General features: G+C 71.2%; 16 protein-coding genes and 1 pseudogene. 6 read left to right on the top strand and 11 right to left on the bottom strand.

The genetic code is table 11. The features are described 5' to 3' along the window. Positions 1–14 precede the first annotated feature (14 nt). The 4 genes from COGEMETH_RS18850 to queE all read right to left on the bottom strand — a co-directional run bounded on the left by COGEMETH_RS18850 (position 15) and on the right by queE (position 4203). Complete coding sequence (locus COGEMETH_RS18850) at positions 15–455, bottom strand: hypothetical protein (protein WP_238184139.1); 441 nt, start codon at positions 453–455, stop codon at positions 15–17. A gap of 49 nt (positions 456–504) precedes the next feature. Beyond that, the gene (locus tag COGEMETH_RS18845; RefSeq protein WP_238184138.1) at positions 505–2010 is read right to left on the bottom strand and encodes a hypothetical protein; all 1506 of its coding nucleotides are present in this window, start codon (positions 2008–2010) and stop codon (positions 505–507) included. After that, positions 2007–3377: a hypothetical protein gene (locus tag COGEMETH_RS18840; RefSeq protein WP_238184137.1), complete on the bottom strand. Its 1371-nt coding sequence runs from the start codon at positions 3375–3377 to the stop codon at positions 2007–2009. Before COGEMETH_RS18840 ends, COGEMETH_RS18845 begins: the two co-directional genes overlap by 4 nt. A gap of 193 nt (positions 3378–3570) precedes the next feature. Next, positions 3571–4203: a 7-carboxy-7-deazaguanine synthase gene (gene queE / locus COGEMETH_RS18835; RefSeq protein WP_238184136.1), complete on the bottom strand. Its 633-nt coding sequence runs from the start codon at positions 4201–4203 to the stop codon at positions 3571–3573. Positions 4204–4463: 260 nt separating this feature from the next. On the opposite strand from queE, the gene COGEMETH_RS18830 reads away from it, so the two are divergent. From COGEMETH_RS18830 to COGEMETH_RS18820, 3 genes are all read left to right on the top strand, one after another. Beyond that, entirely contained in the window at positions 4464–5975 is a 1512-nt protein-coding gene (locus COGEMETH_RS18830) for a D-alanyl-D-alanine carboxypeptidase family protein (protein WP_238184135.1), read from the top strand. A gap of 109 nt (positions 5976–6084) precedes the next feature. Then, the gene (locus COGEMETH_RS18825; protein ID WP_238184134.1) at positions 6085–7167 is read left to right on the top strand and encodes a CobW family GTP-binding protein; all 1083 of its coding nucleotides are present in this window, start codon (positions 6085–6087) and stop codon (positions 7165–7167) included. 101 nt (positions 7168–7268) lie between these two features. Next, complete coding sequence (locus COGEMETH_RS18820; protein ID WP_238184133.1) at positions 7269–8144, top strand: GNAT family N-acetyltransferase; 876 nt, start codon at positions 7269–7271, stop codon at positions 8142–8144. A gap of 2 nt (positions 8145–8146) precedes the next feature. Here COGEMETH_RS18820 and COGEMETH_RS18815 read toward each other — a convergent pair whose 3' ends face one another. The 5 genes from COGEMETH_RS18815 to COGEMETH_RS18795 all read right to left on the bottom strand — a co-directional run bounded on the left by COGEMETH_RS18815 (position 8147) and on the right by COGEMETH_RS18795 (position 12210). After that, positions 8147–8464 carry an HPr family phosphocarrier protein gene (locus tag COGEMETH_RS18815; RefSeq protein WP_238184132.1) on the bottom strand — a complete coding sequence of 106 codons (318 nt, stop codon included), beginning with the start codon at positions 8462–8464 and terminating at the stop codon, positions 8147–8149. 161 nt (positions 8465–8625) lie between these two features. Next, the gene (locus tag COGEMETH_RS18810) at positions 8626–9027 is read right to left on the bottom strand and encodes a PTS sugar transporter subunit IIA (protein ID WP_238184164.1); all 402 of its coding nucleotides are present in this window, start codon (positions 9025–9027) and stop codon (positions 8626–8628) included. 100 nt (positions 9028–9127) lie between these two features. Beyond that, complete coding sequence (locus COGEMETH_RS18805; RefSeq protein WP_238184131.1) at positions 9128–9673, bottom strand: HPr kinase/phosphorylase; 546 nt, start codon at positions 9671–9673, stop codon at positions 9128–9130. Next, a complete protein-coding gene (locus COGEMETH_RS18800) occupies positions 9670–11454 on the bottom strand; it encodes a sensor histidine kinase (RefSeq protein ID WP_238184130.1) in 1785 nt (594 codons plus the stop codon). Before COGEMETH_RS18800 ends, COGEMETH_RS18805 begins: the two co-directional genes overlap by 4 nt. Positions 11455–11499: 45 nt before the next feature. Beyond that, on the bottom strand, positions 11500–12210 hold the full coding sequence (locus COGEMETH_RS18795; protein WP_238184129.1) for a response regulator transcription factor: 711 nt from the start codon (positions 12208–12210) through the stop codon (positions 11500–11502). A gap of 302 nt (positions 12211–12512) precedes the next feature. Between COGEMETH_RS18795 and COGEMETH_RS18790 the strand changes: the two genes are divergently transcribed. Beyond that, positions 12513–13292 carry a HugZ family pyridoxamine 5'-phosphate oxidase gene (locus tag COGEMETH_RS18790; RefSeq protein ID WP_238184128.1) on the top strand — a complete coding sequence of 260 codons (780 nt, stop codon included), beginning with the start codon at positions 12513–12515 and terminating at the stop codon, positions 13290–13292. A 133-nt stretch (positions 13293–13425) separates the two neighbouring features. Here COGEMETH_RS18790 and COGEMETH_RS18785 read toward each other — a convergent pair whose 3' ends face one another. After that, complete coding sequence (locus COGEMETH_RS18785; protein ID WP_238184127.1) at positions 13426–13650, bottom strand: hypothetical protein; 225 nt, start codon at positions 13648–13650, stop codon at positions 13426–13428. A 227-nt stretch (positions 13651–13877) separates the two neighbouring features. On the opposite strand from COGEMETH_RS18785, the gene lepA reads away from it, so the two are divergent. Further along, the gene (gene lepA / locus COGEMETH_RS18780) at positions 13878–15683 is read left to right on the top strand and encodes a translation elongation factor 4 (protein ID WP_238184126.1); all 1806 of its coding nucleotides are present in this window, start codon (positions 13878–13880) and stop codon (positions 15681–15683) included. A 15-nt stretch (positions 15684–15698) separates the two neighbouring features. On the opposite strand, the gene panD is transcribed toward lepA, so the two are convergent. Then, positions 15699–16160 (bottom strand): aspartate 1-decarboxylase, encoded by a 462-nt coding sequence (gene panD / locus COGEMETH_RS18775; protein ID WP_238184125.1) that lies wholly within the window; start codon positions 16158–16160, stop codon positions 15699–15701. A 266-nt stretch (positions 16161–16426) separates the two neighbouring features. Here panD and COGEMETH_RS18770 point away from each other — a divergent pair. Next, positions 16427–17062, top strand: a pseudogene (locus tag COGEMETH_RS18770) (hypothetical protein); the annotation flags it as partial.

Here is a 17062-nt window from a genome sequence, read left to right as displayed (position 1 = left end):
ATTGCCGCCGTGGTTCAGCGCCGCCGGCCGGGCGCGCGCACGAACAGGATTGCGAAGACGATAAACAGCACGGCGCAGAGGGCGAGCGCCGCGCCGACACCGAGCCAGTACCGCCACAGGCCGCCCAGGGTCGCTGCCGTCAGCACGCCGGCCGTCAGCATCAGCGCGGAGAATAGCATCCAGCTCGCGCCGTTGGCCGCATCGAGGGCCGCCCGGCGCCCGACGAGATGGGTGCGTACCCCCTGCCGCACGAACAGGAACACCACCGCCAGAACCACGAGGAGCCCCGCGCCCAGAACGGTGTCGGTGGTGCTCGGGCTCCGGTCGAGGCCGGAGAACGGGGTGGGGTCAGTCTGTGTGCCCGCGCGGGGCGGGGCCGGTTGGCCGGGTGCGGCAGGCGCCGGGGCGGGGATGGTGAAGTCCCCCTGGGGCTGGTTCTGCGCGAGGGTGATCATCGGGGACATCCGGATGCGGGTATCACGAAGCCGGGGACGAGGGACGGCCTCACGAACCCGTCTCCGGCAGCCGGCTCGCCCCGGCGGCACCGAACAGGCCGCGGCGGACGCGCCACCGGCTCCCGTCCGGGGCCCGCAGGACCTGCGCCCGGAAGGGCTTGAGGGTCACCTGCCGTAGGAAGGAGCCGAGCATCACGGGGCTCGTCCGGGGCCGGTTGGCCGCGACCGCACTCAAGCCCAGGGCGGCCAGCAGGGCGAGGGTGCCCGCGCCCGCGCCGACCAGCGGCCAGGGGGAGAAGCCGACCTCGATCCGCACCGGCAGGGTCGTGGCCGTCTCCGACACGCGGCGGAAATCCAGGAAGATGTCGGGCAACTGGCTCTCGATCGCGCGGGCCTGCCCCTCGGCGAAGAGGGCGCCGCCGAAGATCGGTTTTATGCGCTCCAGGAAGGCCGGGTCGAGGTCGAGTCGCATGTCCCGCAGGCGGATCGCCAGGGTGCCGTCGACGGTCCGGTCGTCGGCCAGCAGGCCGGCCAAGCCGGAGGGCCGCGGGATCGGCGGCAGGGTCAGGGTCACGGTGAAGGGGGGGCTGTCGGCCTGCGGCGCGAGATCCGCGACGCGGCCCGGCGCGATCTCGGCGCGTGCGAGGCCTGCGGCCTCCGCGCCGATCTCGGCCCAGGCCAGCTCCACCCGCCCCGCGGCGATGCGCTGGGGATAGAAGCCGTTGTGCAGGCGCCCCTGGAGCCTCAGGGTCGCGCCGTCCGCGGCCCGTGCGCCCCGTACCACCAGCACGCCGTTCTCGATGCCCGCGCGCAGCCCGCCAGCGTCCAGCCCCTCGAAGCGCAGGCTCACGGGGGCGTCGAGCACCGGCTTCAGGCCGACCGGGGGGAAGCTGAACAGGGCGCGGATCGGGGTGCTCGCGAGGATCGCGTCCAGCGCCCGGCCGCCGCCCGCGCCGTAGCCGATCCCGTAGACGACGAAGCCGCCCTCGGAGAAATTCGCGCCGCGCAGGGGCATCCGCACCGGATAGGCGACGATCCGGGTGATCGCCTCGGCCCCGCGCAGGCTCGCGTAGAACCCTTGCGTGTTGCGCTGGACCTCCTGGCTGTTGCCGGGGGAATTCTTGTTGTTCGTGACCATCCAGATCACGCCCTCACGCCCGTGCAGCAGGGTGCGGATCGTGCCCAGGAGGGCCCCGTTGAAGTCGGCGTCTGCGTAGGCGCGCGTGCCCTTCTTGAACGGCAGGTCGATCGCCTCGATGGCGGCGGCGATGCGGGCGTCGTCGTAGGCGCCCTCGAACAGCACCTGCGGCGAGGCGCGCCCGGCCACCTGTCCGTCCTGGTTGAAGGCGGCCACCGCCACCGGGCCGTCGACGCCGCGCGTGGCACCCGCGAGCGCACGCACCAGCGGGCGGAAGCGGGAATCCTTGGCCGTCAGGAAGGGCTCCATCCAGCCCGAGTTCTGCACCAGGAAGACCTGCGGCACGCCCTGCGCCCGCGCCGGAGCGCAGAGCGCCGCGAGGACCAGCAGCAGGAGCGCGACTGCCGGAACCCTCATCGGGCACGCAGGGGCAGACGGTGGCAGCGCCGCTCCGCCCGGCTGTAGAGGTGGAGGGCGCCGTCCCGCAGGAACGCGGCCGCGTCGTCGATCGCGCAGATCTCCAGGCTCACCGGCAGCCGCCGCAGGCCGGCCCCGTGGGCGTGGTGCAGGACGTAGCCCGTCACGGGGCGGCGCAGGCGGCGGCCGCGGATGAAGTCGCCCAGGCCCCCGTCGAGCCGCACGGCCAGCAGCACCGCGTCGCGGGGGAGCGACAGGAGCGGCACCAGCAGGCTGCCGCCGTAGGCCCCCAGCGTCAGCGCCTCGGCCGGCTCGGCCCAGGGCGGGGAGAAGCGCTCGGACCCGCTGTAGCTCACCGTTCCGGCCGCGAGGTGCGGGCCGTTGAGGCGGTGCAGCGCGCCCGTCCGGTCCAGGGCGGCATAATGGTAGCGGCCCTCCCGCATGCCGAGCTGATGGAAGACCTCGCTGCCGTCGCGATAGGGCGCTTGCGCCAGCACCGGCTCGAAGCCCTCCGGCCAGGGCTGGAGCCTCGCCCCCTCCAGGCCGGCGGGGCAGGACAGGAAGCCGGTCGTGCCGGGCCAGACCCGGTCGCCGAGCCTGTTGGCGACGGGCCGCGCGAAGGCGGCTCCGTCGGCGGCGCCGAGCGTGTCGAGGGTCGGGTCCGCGCACGGCATCCCGCCGCGCATCGGCAGGCGGCAGAGCACGAGGCGGCCCTCCCGCAAGGCCGGCGCGACGAGTTCCCCCGGCATCCAGGCCGGTGCGCCCAGGAATCGCAGGCCCGGCGGTCCGATCTCGCTGCGGGTCAGCTCCGGTCCGAGCTGCGGCAGCGGGACGACCACCAACGCGTCGCCCGTCGCGAAGGCGAGCCCGTCGGGGGTCGCGGCGAGGGCATGGGACCAGGCCGGGAGGCCGACCGGCGGCAGGCGGCCCATCGCGATCCAGGCACGCCCGGCCGGGTCCCACCATTCGAGGGCGCCGAGGTTCTCCTGGAACAGGTACGGGGAATCGGGCCGGCCGGCGTGGAACAGGAAGGGCACGCCCTCCGTCAGCGCGATCTCCTCGGATCGGTCGGGGTCGATCTCCAACGTCTCCGGCTCGTCGGACGGGGCGCAGGGCGGGGGCAATCCCACCCCGGTCTCGGGGCAGAAGGCGAACGCAGCCGGATAGGCCCGTCCACGGGCATCGCGCCGGATGCCGAGGAAGGGAAGCCGGGCATCCTCCGCCGACAGCCGCGCGCCGGCGGTCTCGACCGAGCGCGCGCCATCCTCCGCGAAGGACCAGAGCTGGCGGGCGGACAGGTTCGTAATCGCCGGATCGGGGTCGATCGGCCAGATTCCCTCCGTTCGATCGGTTGGCGCGAGTGTCATGCAGGGGCGGTCAGGCGCCGGTTCCGGCGCGGGGTTTCGCGCCCTGAAAACGGGCGTCCGCTCCAGCCGCGGAAACACAAACGTCCACCCGCATCGTCCTCCTGTCGTATCGACGCCGATCGTTTCCGATTTCCCGTCTCATGGGAAGCGAAACGGTCTCGTCGCGGAGGCGGTCCACCGGGGATTGGCGGAATCACGGAATACCGATGATCTTGTGGGTCTGGAGCGAGAGCCGCCAGCGGGCGTCGCTCCGGCAATAGGCAACCGCGGCGCCGGTGTTCTCGGCGGCCGCCGGCCCATCCATCGGCTGGAGCCAGCGGTGGCGGAAGGCGAGGCCGGTCAGGCTCTCGGGGTCGAGGCCGGCCTGCGGGAAGACCAGCTTCAGTTCGTGCCCGCTCCTCTGCACCAGCGGGTTGCCGGCCTTGGGGCTGACGCAGACCCAATCGATGCCGGGCGGCGCCGGCAGGGTGCCGTTGGTCTCCACCGCGATCTCGAAGCCGCGCCCGTGCACGGCCTCGATCAGGGCGGCGTCGAGCTGCAGGAGCGGTTCGCCCCCGGTGAAGACCACGTAGCGGCCGTGGGCACCGCCGCCCCAGGCCGCGGCGACGGCGTCGGCCAGCGCCGGCGCGGTGGCGAATCGGCCCCCGCCCTCGCCGTCCAGGCCCACGAAGTCGGTGTCGCAGAACCGGCAGGCGGCCTCGGCCCTGTCCTCCTCGCGGCCGGACCAGAGGTTGCAGCCCGCAAAGCGGCAGAACACCGCCGCGCGCCCGGCCTGCGCCCCTTCGCCCTGCAGCGTATGGAAGATTTCCTTGACCGCGTACGCCATCGTCTCGCCTTGCCGCGCCGGGACGGCCGGGGTGCGCGTGTCGCCCGCACGCGGGCGCTTACTTCGCGCTGCACATAGGACCGGACGCGTCCGCACGCCACCACCGCGTCGTGCATGCCTAGTCCCGGGACCGCCATCCTCTTGCCACGGTGCCCGCGTTGAACGGGTCGGCTGCGCGGCGGAGGGGGCTCGCGCGGTGCAGTCACGCGCGGCCCGTCGATTGCGGTGCCGATGCAGCGTTCCACTTCGAGCCAGGCCTGATGTCGAACCCAATCGTAAGGCGCCTCACCCTCGGCCTCGCGCTCTGCGCGAGCCTCTTCGGCGCAGGTGCCGCCGGCGCCGTCACGGCGCCGATCCTGGTGGTGGAGGTGGATTCCGGAAAGGTGATCTACGGACAGGCCGCCACCGACCCATGGTTCCCGGCCTCGATCACCAAGCTGATGACCGCCTACGTCGCCCTCGACATGGTGCGCCAGGGCAAGGTCTCCCTGGACAGCCTCATCACCATCTCGGCCGGGGCCGCCTCCGAGCCGCCCTCGAAGATGGGCTTCCGGCCCGGCACGCAGCTCACCCTCGACAACGCCCTCAAGATCATCATGGTCAAGTCGGCCAACGACGTGGCCTACGCGATCGGCGAGAACCTGGGCGGCACCGTCGAGGGCTTCGCCGACATCATGAACGAGACGTCCCGGCGCATCGGCATGCACGAGAGCCGCTGGTACAACGCCAACGGCCTGCCCGATCCTCGGCAATGGACCTCGGCGCGCGACATGGCGGTGCTCGGCCGCGCCCTGATGCGCGACTTCCCCGATTCCCGCGACCTGTTCTCGATCTCGGCGATCCAGTTCGGCCGCTCGGTGATGGCCAACCACAACGGCCTGCTCGGGCGCTATGCCGGCGCGGACGGGATGAAGACCGGCTTCATCTGTTCGGGCGGCTTCAACGTGGTGGCGAGCGCCACCCGCAACGGGCGCCGGATCATCACCGTGGTCATGGGCCAGCCCAGCGCCCGCGAGCGCGACATCAAGGCCGCCGACCTGTTCGATTACGGCTTCGGCCAGTCGACGGGCTGGACCAGCCAGACCCTGGAATCCCTGGCCCCCTCCAACGCCGCCGCCCCGCCGGACATGCGCCCCTACGTCTGCGACCGGCGCAAGCCCGTGCCGATCGAGGAGGGCCCCGGCGCGATCTCCGCGGGGGGCGCCGACAACGCCGTCGCCCAGCTCATGAGCGGCAGCGCCGCGAATTCCCCCGCCGTGGCGCTGGCCGCCTTCAACAGCGCGGCCATGCGCAACCGCGTCCTGCCGCCGCGTGCCCCCCTCCAGCCCATCGCCGTCTGGATCGGCCGCAACCCGGCCGAGGGCGAGACCCTGCTGAGCGAGCAGGAGCAGGCCGAGAAGAACGCGGCCGCCACGGCCAGGACCGCCAAGCTCGAGGCTGCCAAGGCCAAGCGCGAGGCGGCCAAGGAGGCGGCCAAGCAGGCCCGGGAGGCCAAGCTCGAGAAGGGGCGGACCGACAAGGCCAACGCTCCGAAGGCGGTTGCCGCCAAGCCCGCCGCGAAACCGGCCGTGAAGGCCGCCGCCCATGGCGGCGGCGTCCCGCGCACGGCGACGGCCTACACCTCCGTCGAGGCACCGGTGATCCCCGCGGCCAAGGCCAGGCCGAAACCCGCGGTGAAGGCGTCGCACACGGACGCCAAGGCCGCGCCCAAGGCCCAGCCCGCGAAGGCCCAGCCCGCAAAGGCGCGACCCACCGCGAAGGCTGCGGAGTAGTCCGGAGCCGGGGCCCGTCCGGGGTCGAAGCCTGCAGACTCCCGTCTGCGCATCGGCTTCTGCCGAAAACCGGCTCCCATGGTTCGGGTCGATGCTGTAGGCGGGGGGCATGACCCAGGACTCGCGCCGCCCGGAGCCGATCCCGCTTACCGTGCTCACGGGCTTCCTCGGAGCCGGCAAGACCACGCTGCTCAACCGCCTGCTGCGCGATCCGGCGCTGGCCGACACCGTCGTCATCGTCAACGAGTTCGGCGAGATCGGCCTCGACCACCTGCTGATCGAGCGGGTGGACGAGGACATGATCCTGCTCGGCGCCGGCTGCCTCTGCTGCACCGTGCGCGGCGACCTGATCGCGACGCTGGAAGACCTGCTGCGCAAGCGCGACAACGGCCGCATCACGCCCTTCCGCCGCGTGGTGATCGAGACCACGGGGCTCGCCGACCCGGCGCCGATCCTGCACGCGCTGATCTACCACCCGTATCTCGTCCTGCGCTATCGGCTCCAGGGCGTGGTCACGGTGGTCGACGCGGTCAACGGGCAGGCGACCCTGGACGCGCATCCCGAGGCCCTGCGGCAGGCGGCGGTGGCCGATCGTATCGTCCTCGCCAAGGCCGACCTTACCGGCGATACGGCGCCGCTCCGGGCGCGCCTGCGCGCGCTGAACCCCTCGGCGCCGGTCGATCCGCCCGACGTTGCGGCCGAGACCCTGCTCGGCGGCTTCTTCGGCCTCGACGGCAAGGGCGCGGACGTGCGCGCCTGGCTCGGCGCCGAGGCGGCGCAGGGCGCGGAGCACGGACACCACCACCACGACGTGAACCGGCACGATGCGTCGATCCGGGCCTTCTCCCTGGTCAGCGACGTGCCGGTGCCGCGCGCCACCTTCGAGATGTTCCTGGATCTGCTGCGCTCCGGCCACGGCCCGAAGCTGCTGCGCCTCAAGGGTCTGGTGGCGCTTGCCGACGACCCGGACCGCCCGGTCGTGGTGCACGGCGTGCAGCACGTGGTGCACGCCCCCGTGACCCTGCCGGCCTGGCCCGACGCCGACCGCACCTCGCGCCTCGTCCTGATCGTGCGCGACCTCGACCCGGCCTTCGTCACCCGCCTCTGGGACGCCTTCCTCGGCCGGCCGCGCCCCGACGCGCCGGACGCGGCGGCCCTGACCGACAACCCCCTCGCCATCCCCGGGGGGTGAGCCGGCGGCACCGTCCTTGAAGCATCGATCCCGAAAGGCGCCTGCGGGGCGCCGCCTGTCCCGAAACGGGACGGATCTGCGGAAAAACGGGATCTGCGACCATGACGCGACGCTTCACGGTGATCCAGGGCGGTCTCTCCCTCTCCGCTGCGGACGAGGTCTCGACCGGGCGGCAGGATGCTGCGGTCGCGGCGGACGACTGGACGGTCGACCTGCAGCGGGCCGGCACCGTGGACGACGCGGCGGTCGCAGCGTGGCGGGCGCTGATGACGCGCAACGCGGTGGCGGACCCGCTCCAGGACCCCGACTACCTGCTGACGCTGGCCCGCCACCGGCCCGCCGGCGGCCGGATCGCCTTCGCCCTGGCCTGGAACCGGGATGCGCGCGGCGCGCAAGCCCTCCGCGGCGTGCTGCCCTTGGTGATGCCGCACCCGGTCTGGGGCCGCGCCCGCGCCCGTCCCTGGCAGCCGCACGGCCTGCCGAACGCCGCTTCGGTGATCGACGGCGAGAGGGCGGAGGCCGTGACCGATGCCGTTCGGGGACGCCTCCGGTCGCTGCGCCGGCCCCTGATCCTCGACGGCGCGGAGCCGGCAGGCGCTTCTTCGGGGGCGCGGGTTCCGACCCTGGTCGCGTCGTCGCGTCCGGTGGTGCGGGCCCGAACAATCCCCGCCGACAGCGTCGTCGGCGTCCGACCGCAGGATTACCAGTCCCCTGCCGAGATCGAGCGTATCCGCGAGCCCGCGCGGATTCGCGATGCCGTCGAAACCTTCCTGGCGCTCGATGCGCGCAGCGGCCCCCGTCCGATCGTCGCCGACCCGTCCGAGGCCGCGCTGGTGCGCGTGGTGAGCCGTCTCTTCGCCCGGCGGCAACAGATGTCGGTGGAGTTCGCGCGCCGGTCGGGCGAGGTCGTGGCCGGAACGCTCCGCCTCGGTGCCGGGCCGCATTCCGTGGCCTGGCGCCACGCGGCGCAGGGCTGAGGCTACTCGTCCTCGCCGAATCGGTTGGCGAGCAGGGCCGTGATCGCGTCGAGCGCCGCCTCTGCATCCGTGCCGACGGCGGTGACGGCGATGGACGTGCCCTGCGCGGCCCCCAAGGTCAGCAGGCCCATGATCGAGCGCCCGCCCACCGTCTCGCCCGCGCGGGTGACGGCGACGATGGCGCCGAACTTCTCCACGGTCTGGACGAACTTGGCCGAGGCGCGCGCATGCAGCCCGCGCCTGTTGATGATCGGCAGGGTCCGCAGGAGTCCACCCTCGGGCACCGGGGGATCGTCGTCCGTTTCGTAGAGGTCGTCCATCGGCGAGGCTGTGCTTCCGTCGACGTCGCCCGCAACGGGCGAAGGCCAATAGCTCGGTCCGCTGTGAACCTCTGCCTAACGGGTTCGGCGGGACGACGGAAGGCGGCTCGGGGGCCCGGTTCGCACGTCCGATCCGCGACGTAACGTTGTACGAGGCGGCGTTATTTGCCTGCGAGCACGCGCGAGGCGACGTTGATGTACTTGCGGCCGGCTTCCTGGGCGTGGAGCACGGCGTCCCCGAGGGATTCCTCGTCCCGCACGCTGGCGAGCTTGATCAGCATCGGCAGGTTGATTCCGGCGACCACCTCGACGGCGCCGCCGTTCATACACGAGAGGGCGAGGTTCGACGGCGTGCCGCCGAACATGTCGGTGAGGACCACCACGCCCTCGCCGGTGTTCACGCGGCCGACCGCGGACATGATGTCCCGCCGCCGCAATTCCATGTCGTCCTCGGGCCCGATCGTAATCGTCTCGATCTGCTCCTGCGGACCGACGACGTGCTCCAATGCGGCCTTGAATTCGGTCGCGAGCAGCCCGTGGGTGACAAGCACCATGCCAATCATCGACACGTATTCCGGCGTCCTGTGAGTGGAGCCGCCATGTTGTGCACCGCAATCGCGGACACAAGGCGCTCGCGACGTTTTGCTCGAAGCGTGGTCATCATCATGCCACGCTCACAGGCAGCGCGCTATGGGGCTGCCAGCGCGTGTCCAACTCCCCTGTCGTGTGCGGCTGCGAAGACACGCCCAGCGCCCGCAGCACGAGGGTGGGCGCGAGGCCGACATCCCGCATGGGCCGGTCGATGACGAGGCGCGGCAGGGCCACGTCGAGGATCACGGCGTCGGCCGGAGGCGGCGGCAGGCGCGGGGCGGCCGCGACGAGGTCGACCACGAGGCGCAGCACGGCAGCCGGCAGCCAATCGGTCGCGGCGATCCCGAATCCGCGAATCTCGGCGAGCCCCGCGACCGCAGGATGCGGGCGGGCGACGAGGCGGCCGTCGTGCCGCTCCAGCCTTATCCGATCGTCGCCGACGAGTGCCGCGAACCGTCCCGTCCCGGTGACGCAATCGATCAGGGCGAGGGCGAGGCTCGTCTTCCCGGCCCCCGCCTCGCCGCGGATCAGCACGCCCGCCTCGCCGACGACGATGCAGGTTGCATGGACCGTCGTCCCGTCCCCTGCCGTGCCGATCGACGGGGACGTGTCCGTCATGTCTGGGCGAGCTGCCGGGGGGCGGCGGGCAGGCGCACGATGAAGCGGGCGCCGCGCACGGTCGGCTCGCCGTCCTCGTCGGCGGGACCGGGCCGGTTCTCGGCACGGATGGACCCCCGATGGGCCTGGACGATCTGGCGGGAGATCGAGAGGCCGAGCCCGGAATTCTGGCCGAATCCCTGTTCGGGCCGGTCGGTGTAGAAGCGCTCGAAGATGCGTTCCAGGGCGTGCTCGGGGATGCCGGGGCCCTCGTCCTCGCAGATCAGTTCGACCTCGCCGCGCACCCGCCGGAGCGCCACCCGCACCTTGGCCTCGGTCGGCGAGAACGAGCGGGCGTTGTCGAGGAGGTTGTTGACCACCTGGCCCAGGCGGCTGTCGTGGCCGACGATCGCGAAGGGCGAATCCTGCTCGGCCGGGGCGTCCACGTCGAGCTGGATCAGGCAGTCCTTGGGGCGCTTGCGCTCGTTGGCCACCGAGACCACCGTCGTCAGGAGCTTGCGCAGGTCGACCCGGCGGGCCTCGGCGCGGGCGAGTTCCGCGTCGAGCCGCGAGGCGTCGGCGATGTCGCTGATCAGCCGGTCGAGGCGCTTCACGTCGTGCTGGATGATCGCCATCAGGCGGCCGCGCGAATCGTCGTTCCTGGCGAGCGGCAGGGTCTCGACGGCGCTGCGCAGCGAGGTCAGCGGGTTCTTCAGCTCGTGGCTGACGTCGGCGGCAAAGCTCTCGATGGCATCGATTCGGCGGTAGAGCGCCTGGGTCATGTCGCGCAGCGCGCCCGAGAGGTGGCCGATCTCGTCCGTCCGGCTGGTGAAGTCCGGGATCTCCTCGCGGGTTTTGATGCCCATGCGGACCTTCTCGGCAGCCTCGGCCAGACGCCGCACCGGCCCGGCGATGGCGCCCGCGAGCAGGATCGAAAGCACGACCATGATGACGGCCGCGACCAGGAAGACCTGGAACAGGCCGAACCGCTCCGAGGCGATGACCCGGTCGATCGAATCACCCTGGGTCGAGAGCAGGAGGGCGCCCCGCACCGAACCGCCCCGGTGGATCGGCACCGCCACCGAGACCGCGGTCTCGCCGAACTCGTTGCGGCGCACGAGGTTGCCGCGGGCGCCGTTCAGCGCCGTCTGGACCTCGCGCAGGGAATGGCCGTTGGCCGGCCCGACCTCCTCCTGCGGCTTGCCGCGACCCCCGAACAGGGCGGAGACCTTCTGCTGCACGAAGTCGAAGGCCTGCTCCAGGACGCTGCGCTTGTGCGGACGCTGCCCGGACACGTCGCCGCGCGCGCCGTCGCGGCCGAATTGCGAACGCGTGTCGAACAGGAGGCCGCCCTCCTGGTCGTAGACACGCGCCCGGTTGCCGGTGGGCGTGACCAGGCGCGACAGGAGAGGCGCGACCCGCTCCGGGTTGATCGAGAAGGCGAGCGGCGAGGATTCCTCCTCGGCGGCTGCGCCCTCGCCGGCCTGGAGCTGGAGCAGCTTGTCCGGGTCGACGCGGATCGTGTCGGTCTCGACGGATGCGGACGCCGCGAGTGCGCTCGCGATGATCTCGCCCTGGATCGCGAGGCTCTGGACGCGGGCCTGGATCAGCCCCTGTCGGAACTGGTTCAGGTAGAGGAAGCCGAGCAGCAGCGCGATCAACCCAACGAGGTTCAGCACCACGATCCGGCGGGTCAGGCTGGAGGCGGCACGCTGGCCGATCCCGTCCCATAGGGCACGCGGCCATCGCAGCGGCCGCGTCAGGGGGGGCCGGCGCGGGCTTTCGTCGGTCAGGGGCGGCACGGTGGCTCGGGGTCTCGTCGGCTTCGGTACGGCTCCGGAAAGGGCTCAGCTTTCCTTGAAGCGGTAGCCGACGCCGTAGAGGGTCTCGATCATGTCGAAGTTGGTGTCGGTCACCTTGAACTTCTTGCGCAGCCGCTTGATGTGGCTGTCGATCGTGCGGTCGTCCACGTAGACCTGGTCGTCGTAGGCCGCATCCATCAGGGCGTTGCGGCTCTTCACCACGCCGGGGCGGTGGGCCAGCGCCTGGAGGATCAGGAACTCGGTGACCGTGAGCGTCACCGGCTCGCCCTTCCAGGTGCACGTGTGGCGCTCCGGGTCCATCATCAGGGAGCCGCGCTCCAGGGAGCGGGCGGCCGCATCCGCCTCGCGGGCGGCCGCGCCCGGACCGTCCTTGGGGGCGAAGCGGCGCAGCACCGCCTTCACCCGCTCCACCAGCAGGCGCTGCGAGAACGGCTTATGGATGAAGTCGTCCGCGCCCATCTTGAGGCCGAACAGCTCGTCGATCTCCTCGTCCTTCGAGGTGAGGAAGATCACCGGAAGGTCCGATTTCTGCCGCAGGCGCCTGAGAAGCTCCATCCCGTCCATGCGCGGCATCTTGATGTCGAAGATCGCGAGGTCGGGGGGCGAGTGCTTCAGGCCGTCCAGCGCCGAGGCTCCGTCGGTGTAGGTCTGGATGCGGTAGCCTTCGGTCTCCAGCGCGATCGACACGGAGGTGAGGATGTTGCGGTCGTCGTCGACGAGGGCGATGGTCGGCATGCGCGTTCCCTGACTGTACGGAAGCGGCGTGCGGACGGGACGCACCGTCCGGCGAACCGGGTCCGGCCCCTGGCGGGGCAAGCGAGAGCGCGAACACGGCCCCCACGCCGGATGGCGGGGTTTCGTTTCACGCGGAAGGGACTGGTGCTTTAGTATGATCGATCGAAAAAAGCGAGCGGTGGTGGTAGCTTGGCCGTAACAGGCCAACGCGCCGCGGGCGCCGGGCCTCGTCCGCGCCACCCGGCTGCGGCTATGATCCGCCCGAGTCAGGACTTTTTTCGATCCGCGTGAAGGGATGGCCGATGGGCGAGGACACCACACCCGAGCGGGCCGGTCCCGCCCGGCCGCTGCCGGCGGCGCAGGCTCCCTTCGACGCGGTCGGCCTTTCGCGAAAACTCCTGCGCAGCATCCGCTCCGGGGCGCTGGCCACCCTCGATTCGGACGGGACGCCTTTCGCCTCCCTGGTGACCATCGCCACCGACGTGGACGGCACGCCCCTGATGCTGCTCTCGCGGCTCTCGGCGCATACGCGCAACCTGATGGCAGACCCGCGCTGCTCCCTGCTGTTCAGCGCCGGCGGCAAGGGCGATCCCCTGGCCCATCCGCGTCTGACGGTGGCGGGCCGTGCCGACCGGATCGAAGTGCCGCGCGCCCGCGAACGCTTCCTCGCCCGCCACCCGAAGGCGAAGCTCTACGCGGACTTCCCGGACTTCGGCTTCTTCGCCCTGGAGCCGTCCGCCGGCCACCTCAACGGAGGCTTCGCCAAGGCCGCGACCCTGACGCGGGCCGAACTGCTCCTCGACCTCACCGGAGCGGAGGCGATCGTGGCGGGCGAGCGCGGCGCCGTCGAGCACATGAATGCGGACCACGCCGACGCCCTCGCCCTCTATGCGGGCGCGGACGGGGAGGGTGCCTGGCGCCTCACCGGCCTCGACCCGGAGGGGATGGACCTGATGGCGGGCGACCGGACGGCGCGGGTGACCTATCCCGGCCCGGTCACGGAGATGGGGGCGCTCCGCAAGGCCCTCGTCGTCATGGCCGCGGATGCGCGCAAGTCCGCCGCCTCGTCGGAGCCGAACTAGACCGCACGGCCCGACCGGATGCGGGCGGCGCCATGCGGGGAAGGCCAAGTCCCAAGCGGGTCGGGATCGAGCCTCCGATTCACCGGTGTCGCCGACACGCTCGGACCGGCGCGAGGGAAGACCGGACGGTCGTTCAAACTTCCTCGGCGGCGGCCTCGGGCGTCTCGGCGGGCGCGGCCTCGCTCTGTGCCGCTTCCGGCGTGGCAGGCAGGCGGGAGCGGCGGCGCGTCCAGTTCGGGCCGGACTTCTGCGTGCCCGCCGTCACCGGTTCGCTGCCTTCGAGCACACGGCGGACGCGTGCGTTGAAATCCGTCATCGACATGGAGGGCGAGCGCCCGTTGGGGGGTGTGCGAGCCATGGCCGCAATGCTCCGCTTCGTTGCCCAAGGCACAGGATCGCGCGGAGGGAATAAGGCTTAGATAGTGTGCGCCTGCCGGAATCCGAGGTGCAGCCGGGACACAGGCCATGCTTGGCGTGCCTGCCCGGCACTGCTATCCCGCGGGCGACCAGACGACTTCCCCTTATCAGACGGCGCGCAGCGGAGCCCAGGCGGGCTGGCGAGCCTTGCGCCGGAGATCCCCATCGATGACGACTTCGCCGATCGACAACATCCGCAACTTCTCGATCGTCGCCCATATCGACCATGGCAAGTCGACGCTGGCCGACCGGCTGATCCAGACCACCGGCACCGTGGCCCTGCGCGACATGAGCGAGCAGATGCTCGACTCGATGGACATCGAGAAGGAGCGCGGCATCACCATCAAGGCCCAGACCGTGCGGCTCGAATACCGCGCGGAGGACGGCAAGGACTACATCCTGAACCTGATGGACACCCCCGGCCACGTGGACTTCGCCTACGAGGTCTCCCGGTCGCTGGCCGCCTGCGAGGGCTCGCTGCTGGTGGTGGACGCCTCGCAGGGGGTCGAGGCGCAGACGCTGGCCAACGTCTACCAGGCGCTCGACGCCGACCACGAGATCGTCCCCGTCCTCAACAAGATCGACCTGCCGGCCGCCGAGCCCGAGCGCATCCGCGCGCAGATCGAGGAGGTGATCGGCATCGACGCCTCGCAGGCCGTGGCGATCTCGGCCAAGAGCGGGCTGAACATCGAGGCGGTGCTGGAGGCGATCGTCACCCGCCTGCCGCCGCCCAAGGGCGACCGCGACGCGCCCCTGAAGGCGCTGCTGGTGGACAGCTGGTACGACGTCTATCTCGGCGTCGTCGTGCTGGTGCGCATTGTCGACGGCGTGCTCAAGAAGGGCATGAACATCCGCATGATGCGGGCCGACGCCGTGCACGGCGTCGACAAGATCGGCGTGTTCCGGCCGAAGATGTCCGACATCGGCGAGCTCGGCCCCGGCGAGGTCGGCTTCTTCACCGGCTCGATCAAGGAGGTTGCCGACACCCGCGTCGGCGACACGCTGACCGAGGACAAGCGCCCGTGCAAGGAGATGCTCCCGGGCTTCAAGGACGTGCAGTCGGTGGTGTTCTGCGGGCTCTTCCCCGTCGACGCGGCCGAGTTCGAGACCCTGCGCAGCGCCATGAGCAAGCTGCGCCTGAACGACGCGAGCTTCACCTACGAGATGGAGACCAGCGCTGCCTTGGGCTTCGGTTTCCGCTGCGGCTTCCTGGGGCTGCTCCACCTCGAGATCATCCAGGAGCGCCTGGAGCGCGAGTTCAACCTCGACCTGATCTCGACCGCTCCCTCCGTCGTCTACCGCCTCGCCATGACGGACGGGAGCACGAAGGAACTGCACAACCCGGCCGACATGCCGGACGTGATGAAGATCTCGGCCATCGAAGAACCCTGGATTCGCGCCACCATCCTCACCCCGGACGAGCACCTGGGCGGCGTGCTCAAGCTCTGCCAGGACCGGCGCGGCACCCAGGTCGACCTCAACTACGTCGGAAAACGCGCCATGGTCGTCTACGACCTGCCGCTCAACGAGGTGGTGTTCGACTTCTACGATCGTCTGAAATCGATCTCGAAGGGCTATGCCAGCTTCGACTACCACATCTCCGACTATCGCGAGGGCGACCTCGTGAAGATGTCGATCCTGGTCAACGCCGAGCCTGTCGACGCCCTGTCCATGCTGGTCCACCGCAGCCGGGCCGAGCATCGCGGTCGCGCCATGTGCGAGAAGCTGAAGGACCTGATTCCTCGCCACCTGTTCCAGATCCCGGTCCAGGCCGCCTTGGGCGGCAAGATCATCGCCCGCGAGACCATCAAGGCCCTGTCCAAGGACGTGACCGCCAAGTGCTACGGCGGCGACATCTCCCGCAAGCGCAAGCTCCTGGACAAGCAGAAGGAGGGCAAGAAGAAGATGCGCCAGTTCGGCCGGGTGGAGATCCCGCAGGAGGCGTTCATCGCAGCGCTGAAGATGGACGATTGAGGAGTCAGGCGCGCCTCACGCGACCCGGACGTTGCGCGCGATGCGCGGCGCCTCCTCCGTGCCCGTCCCCGCTTCGACGATCCGCATGTCGAGGCGCCCCGACTCGTCGCGAAAGACGTCGTAGGCCACCCGGTCCGTGACGACGTTGCCCTCACCGAAGATCAGGACCCGCGGCTTGTGGGCGATCACGTCGTCCACGGCCCCGTAGGTGGTGGAGGCGATGATCACCACGTCGCCGACCTGGCAGGTCCGCGCCGCCGCCCCGTTCAGGACGCAGCAGCCGGAGCCGGCCGGCCCGTAGAGCACGTAGGTGCTGATCCGGGCACCCGACATCTTGTTCCAGATCTCGACGAATTCCAGCGGATCGAGCCCCGCCTCGCGGCAGAGGTCGGCATCGAGGGTGATGGAGCCGTGATAATCGAGGTCGGCCCCCGTGACCCGGATGCCGTGCAGTTTGGCTCGAACGAAGCTCTGCATCTTCCCGACCTCGCTGTCCGCGCCCGACGCCCCGGTCCGCGCCCACGGGAGATACAGGCGGCAGGCCCCGGCCGCCACAGCATTCAGCCGTTTCCGCAAGGACGCGAGGCGAGCCGGCAATGCTCGGTCCGGAGGGCGTGGGCAGGCGACGCGATGCACTGCGAATGGTCTGGCGCGTAATGACCTGAGGTGTGATAAATCGGCGTATCCGGCTTGAAAAATAACCTGAGGTGATTGAACGTGGCCCGCCACAGCCGGGTCCGTCGATGCCGATCAGCGATGATGCTCTCGAAACCGTCGTCACCGAACTCGTCGGACGCCCAGGGCACGAGAAGGTCCGGGCGCTCCTCCACCGTCTCCTGACCGACGCGCTCGGCGCGCGCAGCGACCAGATCGCGTTCGAGCGGAGATTACCTGAGGTCAACGGCCGGGCGGACGCCCTGCTCGGCCGCACCGTGATCGAGATCAAGGCGGACCTGCGCCGGGAGCGCGTGGCGGCCGAGGCGCAGCTCGCCCGCTACCTGCCCGAGCGCGAGCGGGCCACGGGCCAGCGCTACGTCGGCCTCGCCACGGACGGCGCGAGCCTCGTCGCCTACGAGATGCGCGACGGTGCCCTGGTGCGCCTCGCCGGGCACGAGGTGCGCGCCACGGAGGCCCGCGCCCTGACGGCGTGGCTGGAGGGCGTGATCGCCGTCCGCGACTGGCTGCCCGCCGACGCGCTCGGCATCACCAACGAACTCGGCCGCCACAGCGCCGCCTTCGCCCGGACGCTGGGCCTGCTGGCCACGGCCTGGGCCGCGGTCGCCCGCGATCCGGAGGCGGTGCTCAAGCGGCCGAGTTCGTTGGTGATGCCGAGCGCGTCGGCGGGCAGCCAGTCGCGGACGGCGATCACGCCCTCCAGC

Origin of the sequence: Methylobacterium trifolii (assembly GCF_022179685.1) — a bacterium.
Taxonomy (GTDB): domain Bacteria; phylum Pseudomonadota; class Alphaproteobacteria; order Rhizobiales; family Beijerinckiaceae; genus Methylobacterium; species Methylobacterium trifolii.
Note: the sequence above shows the minus strand (reverse complement) of the source record. Positions and strands in the feature narration are given on the sequence as shown.

What these genes read in the sequence shown, in the direction of transcription:
- COGEMETH_RS18805 (WP_238184131.1), bottom strand. Translation starts at nt 9,673, where the DNA reads ATGACGGACACGTCCCCGTCGATCGGCACGGCAGGGGACGGGACGACG.
- COGEMETH_RS18830 (WP_238184135.1), top strand. Translation starts at nt 4,464, where the DNA reads ATGTCGAACCCAATCGTAAGGCGCCTCACCCTCGGCCTCGCGCTCTGC.
- COGEMETH_RS18845 (WP_238184138.1), bottom strand. Translation starts at nt 2,010, where the DNA reads ATGAGGGTTCCGGCAGTCGCGCTCCTGCTGCTGGTCCTCGCGGCGCTC.
- COGEMETH_RS18840 (WP_238184137.1), bottom strand. Translation starts at nt 3,377, where the DNA reads ATGACACTCGCGCCAACCGATCGAACGGAGGGAATCTGGCCGATCGAC.
- queE (WP_238184136.1), bottom strand. Translation starts at nt 4,203, where the DNA reads ATGGCGTACGCGGTCAAGGAAATCTTCCATACGCTGCAGGGCGAAGGG.
- lepA (WP_238184126.1), top strand. Translation starts at nt 13,878, where the DNA reads ATGACGACTTCGCCGATCGACAACATCCGCAACTTCTCGATCGTCGCC.
- panD (WP_238184125.1), bottom strand. Translation starts at nt 16,160, where the DNA reads ATGCAGAGCTTCGTTCGAGCCAAACTGCACGGCATCCGGGTCACGGGG.
- COGEMETH_RS18850 (WP_238184139.1), bottom strand. Translation starts at nt 455, where the DNA reads ATGATCACCCTCGCGCAGAACCAGCCCCAGGGGGACTTCACCATCCCC.
- COGEMETH_RS18815 (WP_238184132.1), bottom strand. Translation starts at nt 8,464, where the DNA reads ATGGACGACCTCTACGAAACGGACGACGATCCCCCGGTGCCCGAGGGT.
- COGEMETH_RS18810 (WP_238184164.1), bottom strand. Translation starts at nt 9,027, where the DNA reads ATGATTGGCATGGTGCTTGTCACCCACGGGCTGCTCGCGACCGAATTC.
- COGEMETH_RS18795 (WP_238184129.1), bottom strand. Translation starts at nt 12,210, where the DNA reads ATGCCGACCATCGCCCTCGTCGACGACGACCGCAACATCCTCACCTCC.
- COGEMETH_RS18825 (WP_238184134.1), top strand. Translation starts at nt 6,085, where the DNA reads ATGACCCAGGACTCGCGCCGCCCGGAGCCGATCCCGCTTACCGTGCTC.
- COGEMETH_RS18820 (WP_238184133.1), top strand. Translation starts at nt 7,269, where the DNA reads ATGACGCGACGCTTCACGGTGATCCAGGGCGGTCTCTCCCTCTCCGCT.
- COGEMETH_RS18790 (WP_238184128.1), top strand. Translation starts at nt 12,513, where the DNA reads ATGGGCGAGGACACCACACCCGAGCGGGCCGGTCCCGCCCGGCCGCTG.
- COGEMETH_RS18785 (WP_238184127.1), bottom strand. Translation starts at nt 13,650, where the DNA reads ATGGCTCGCACACCCCCCAACGGGCGCTCGCCCTCCATGTCGATGACG.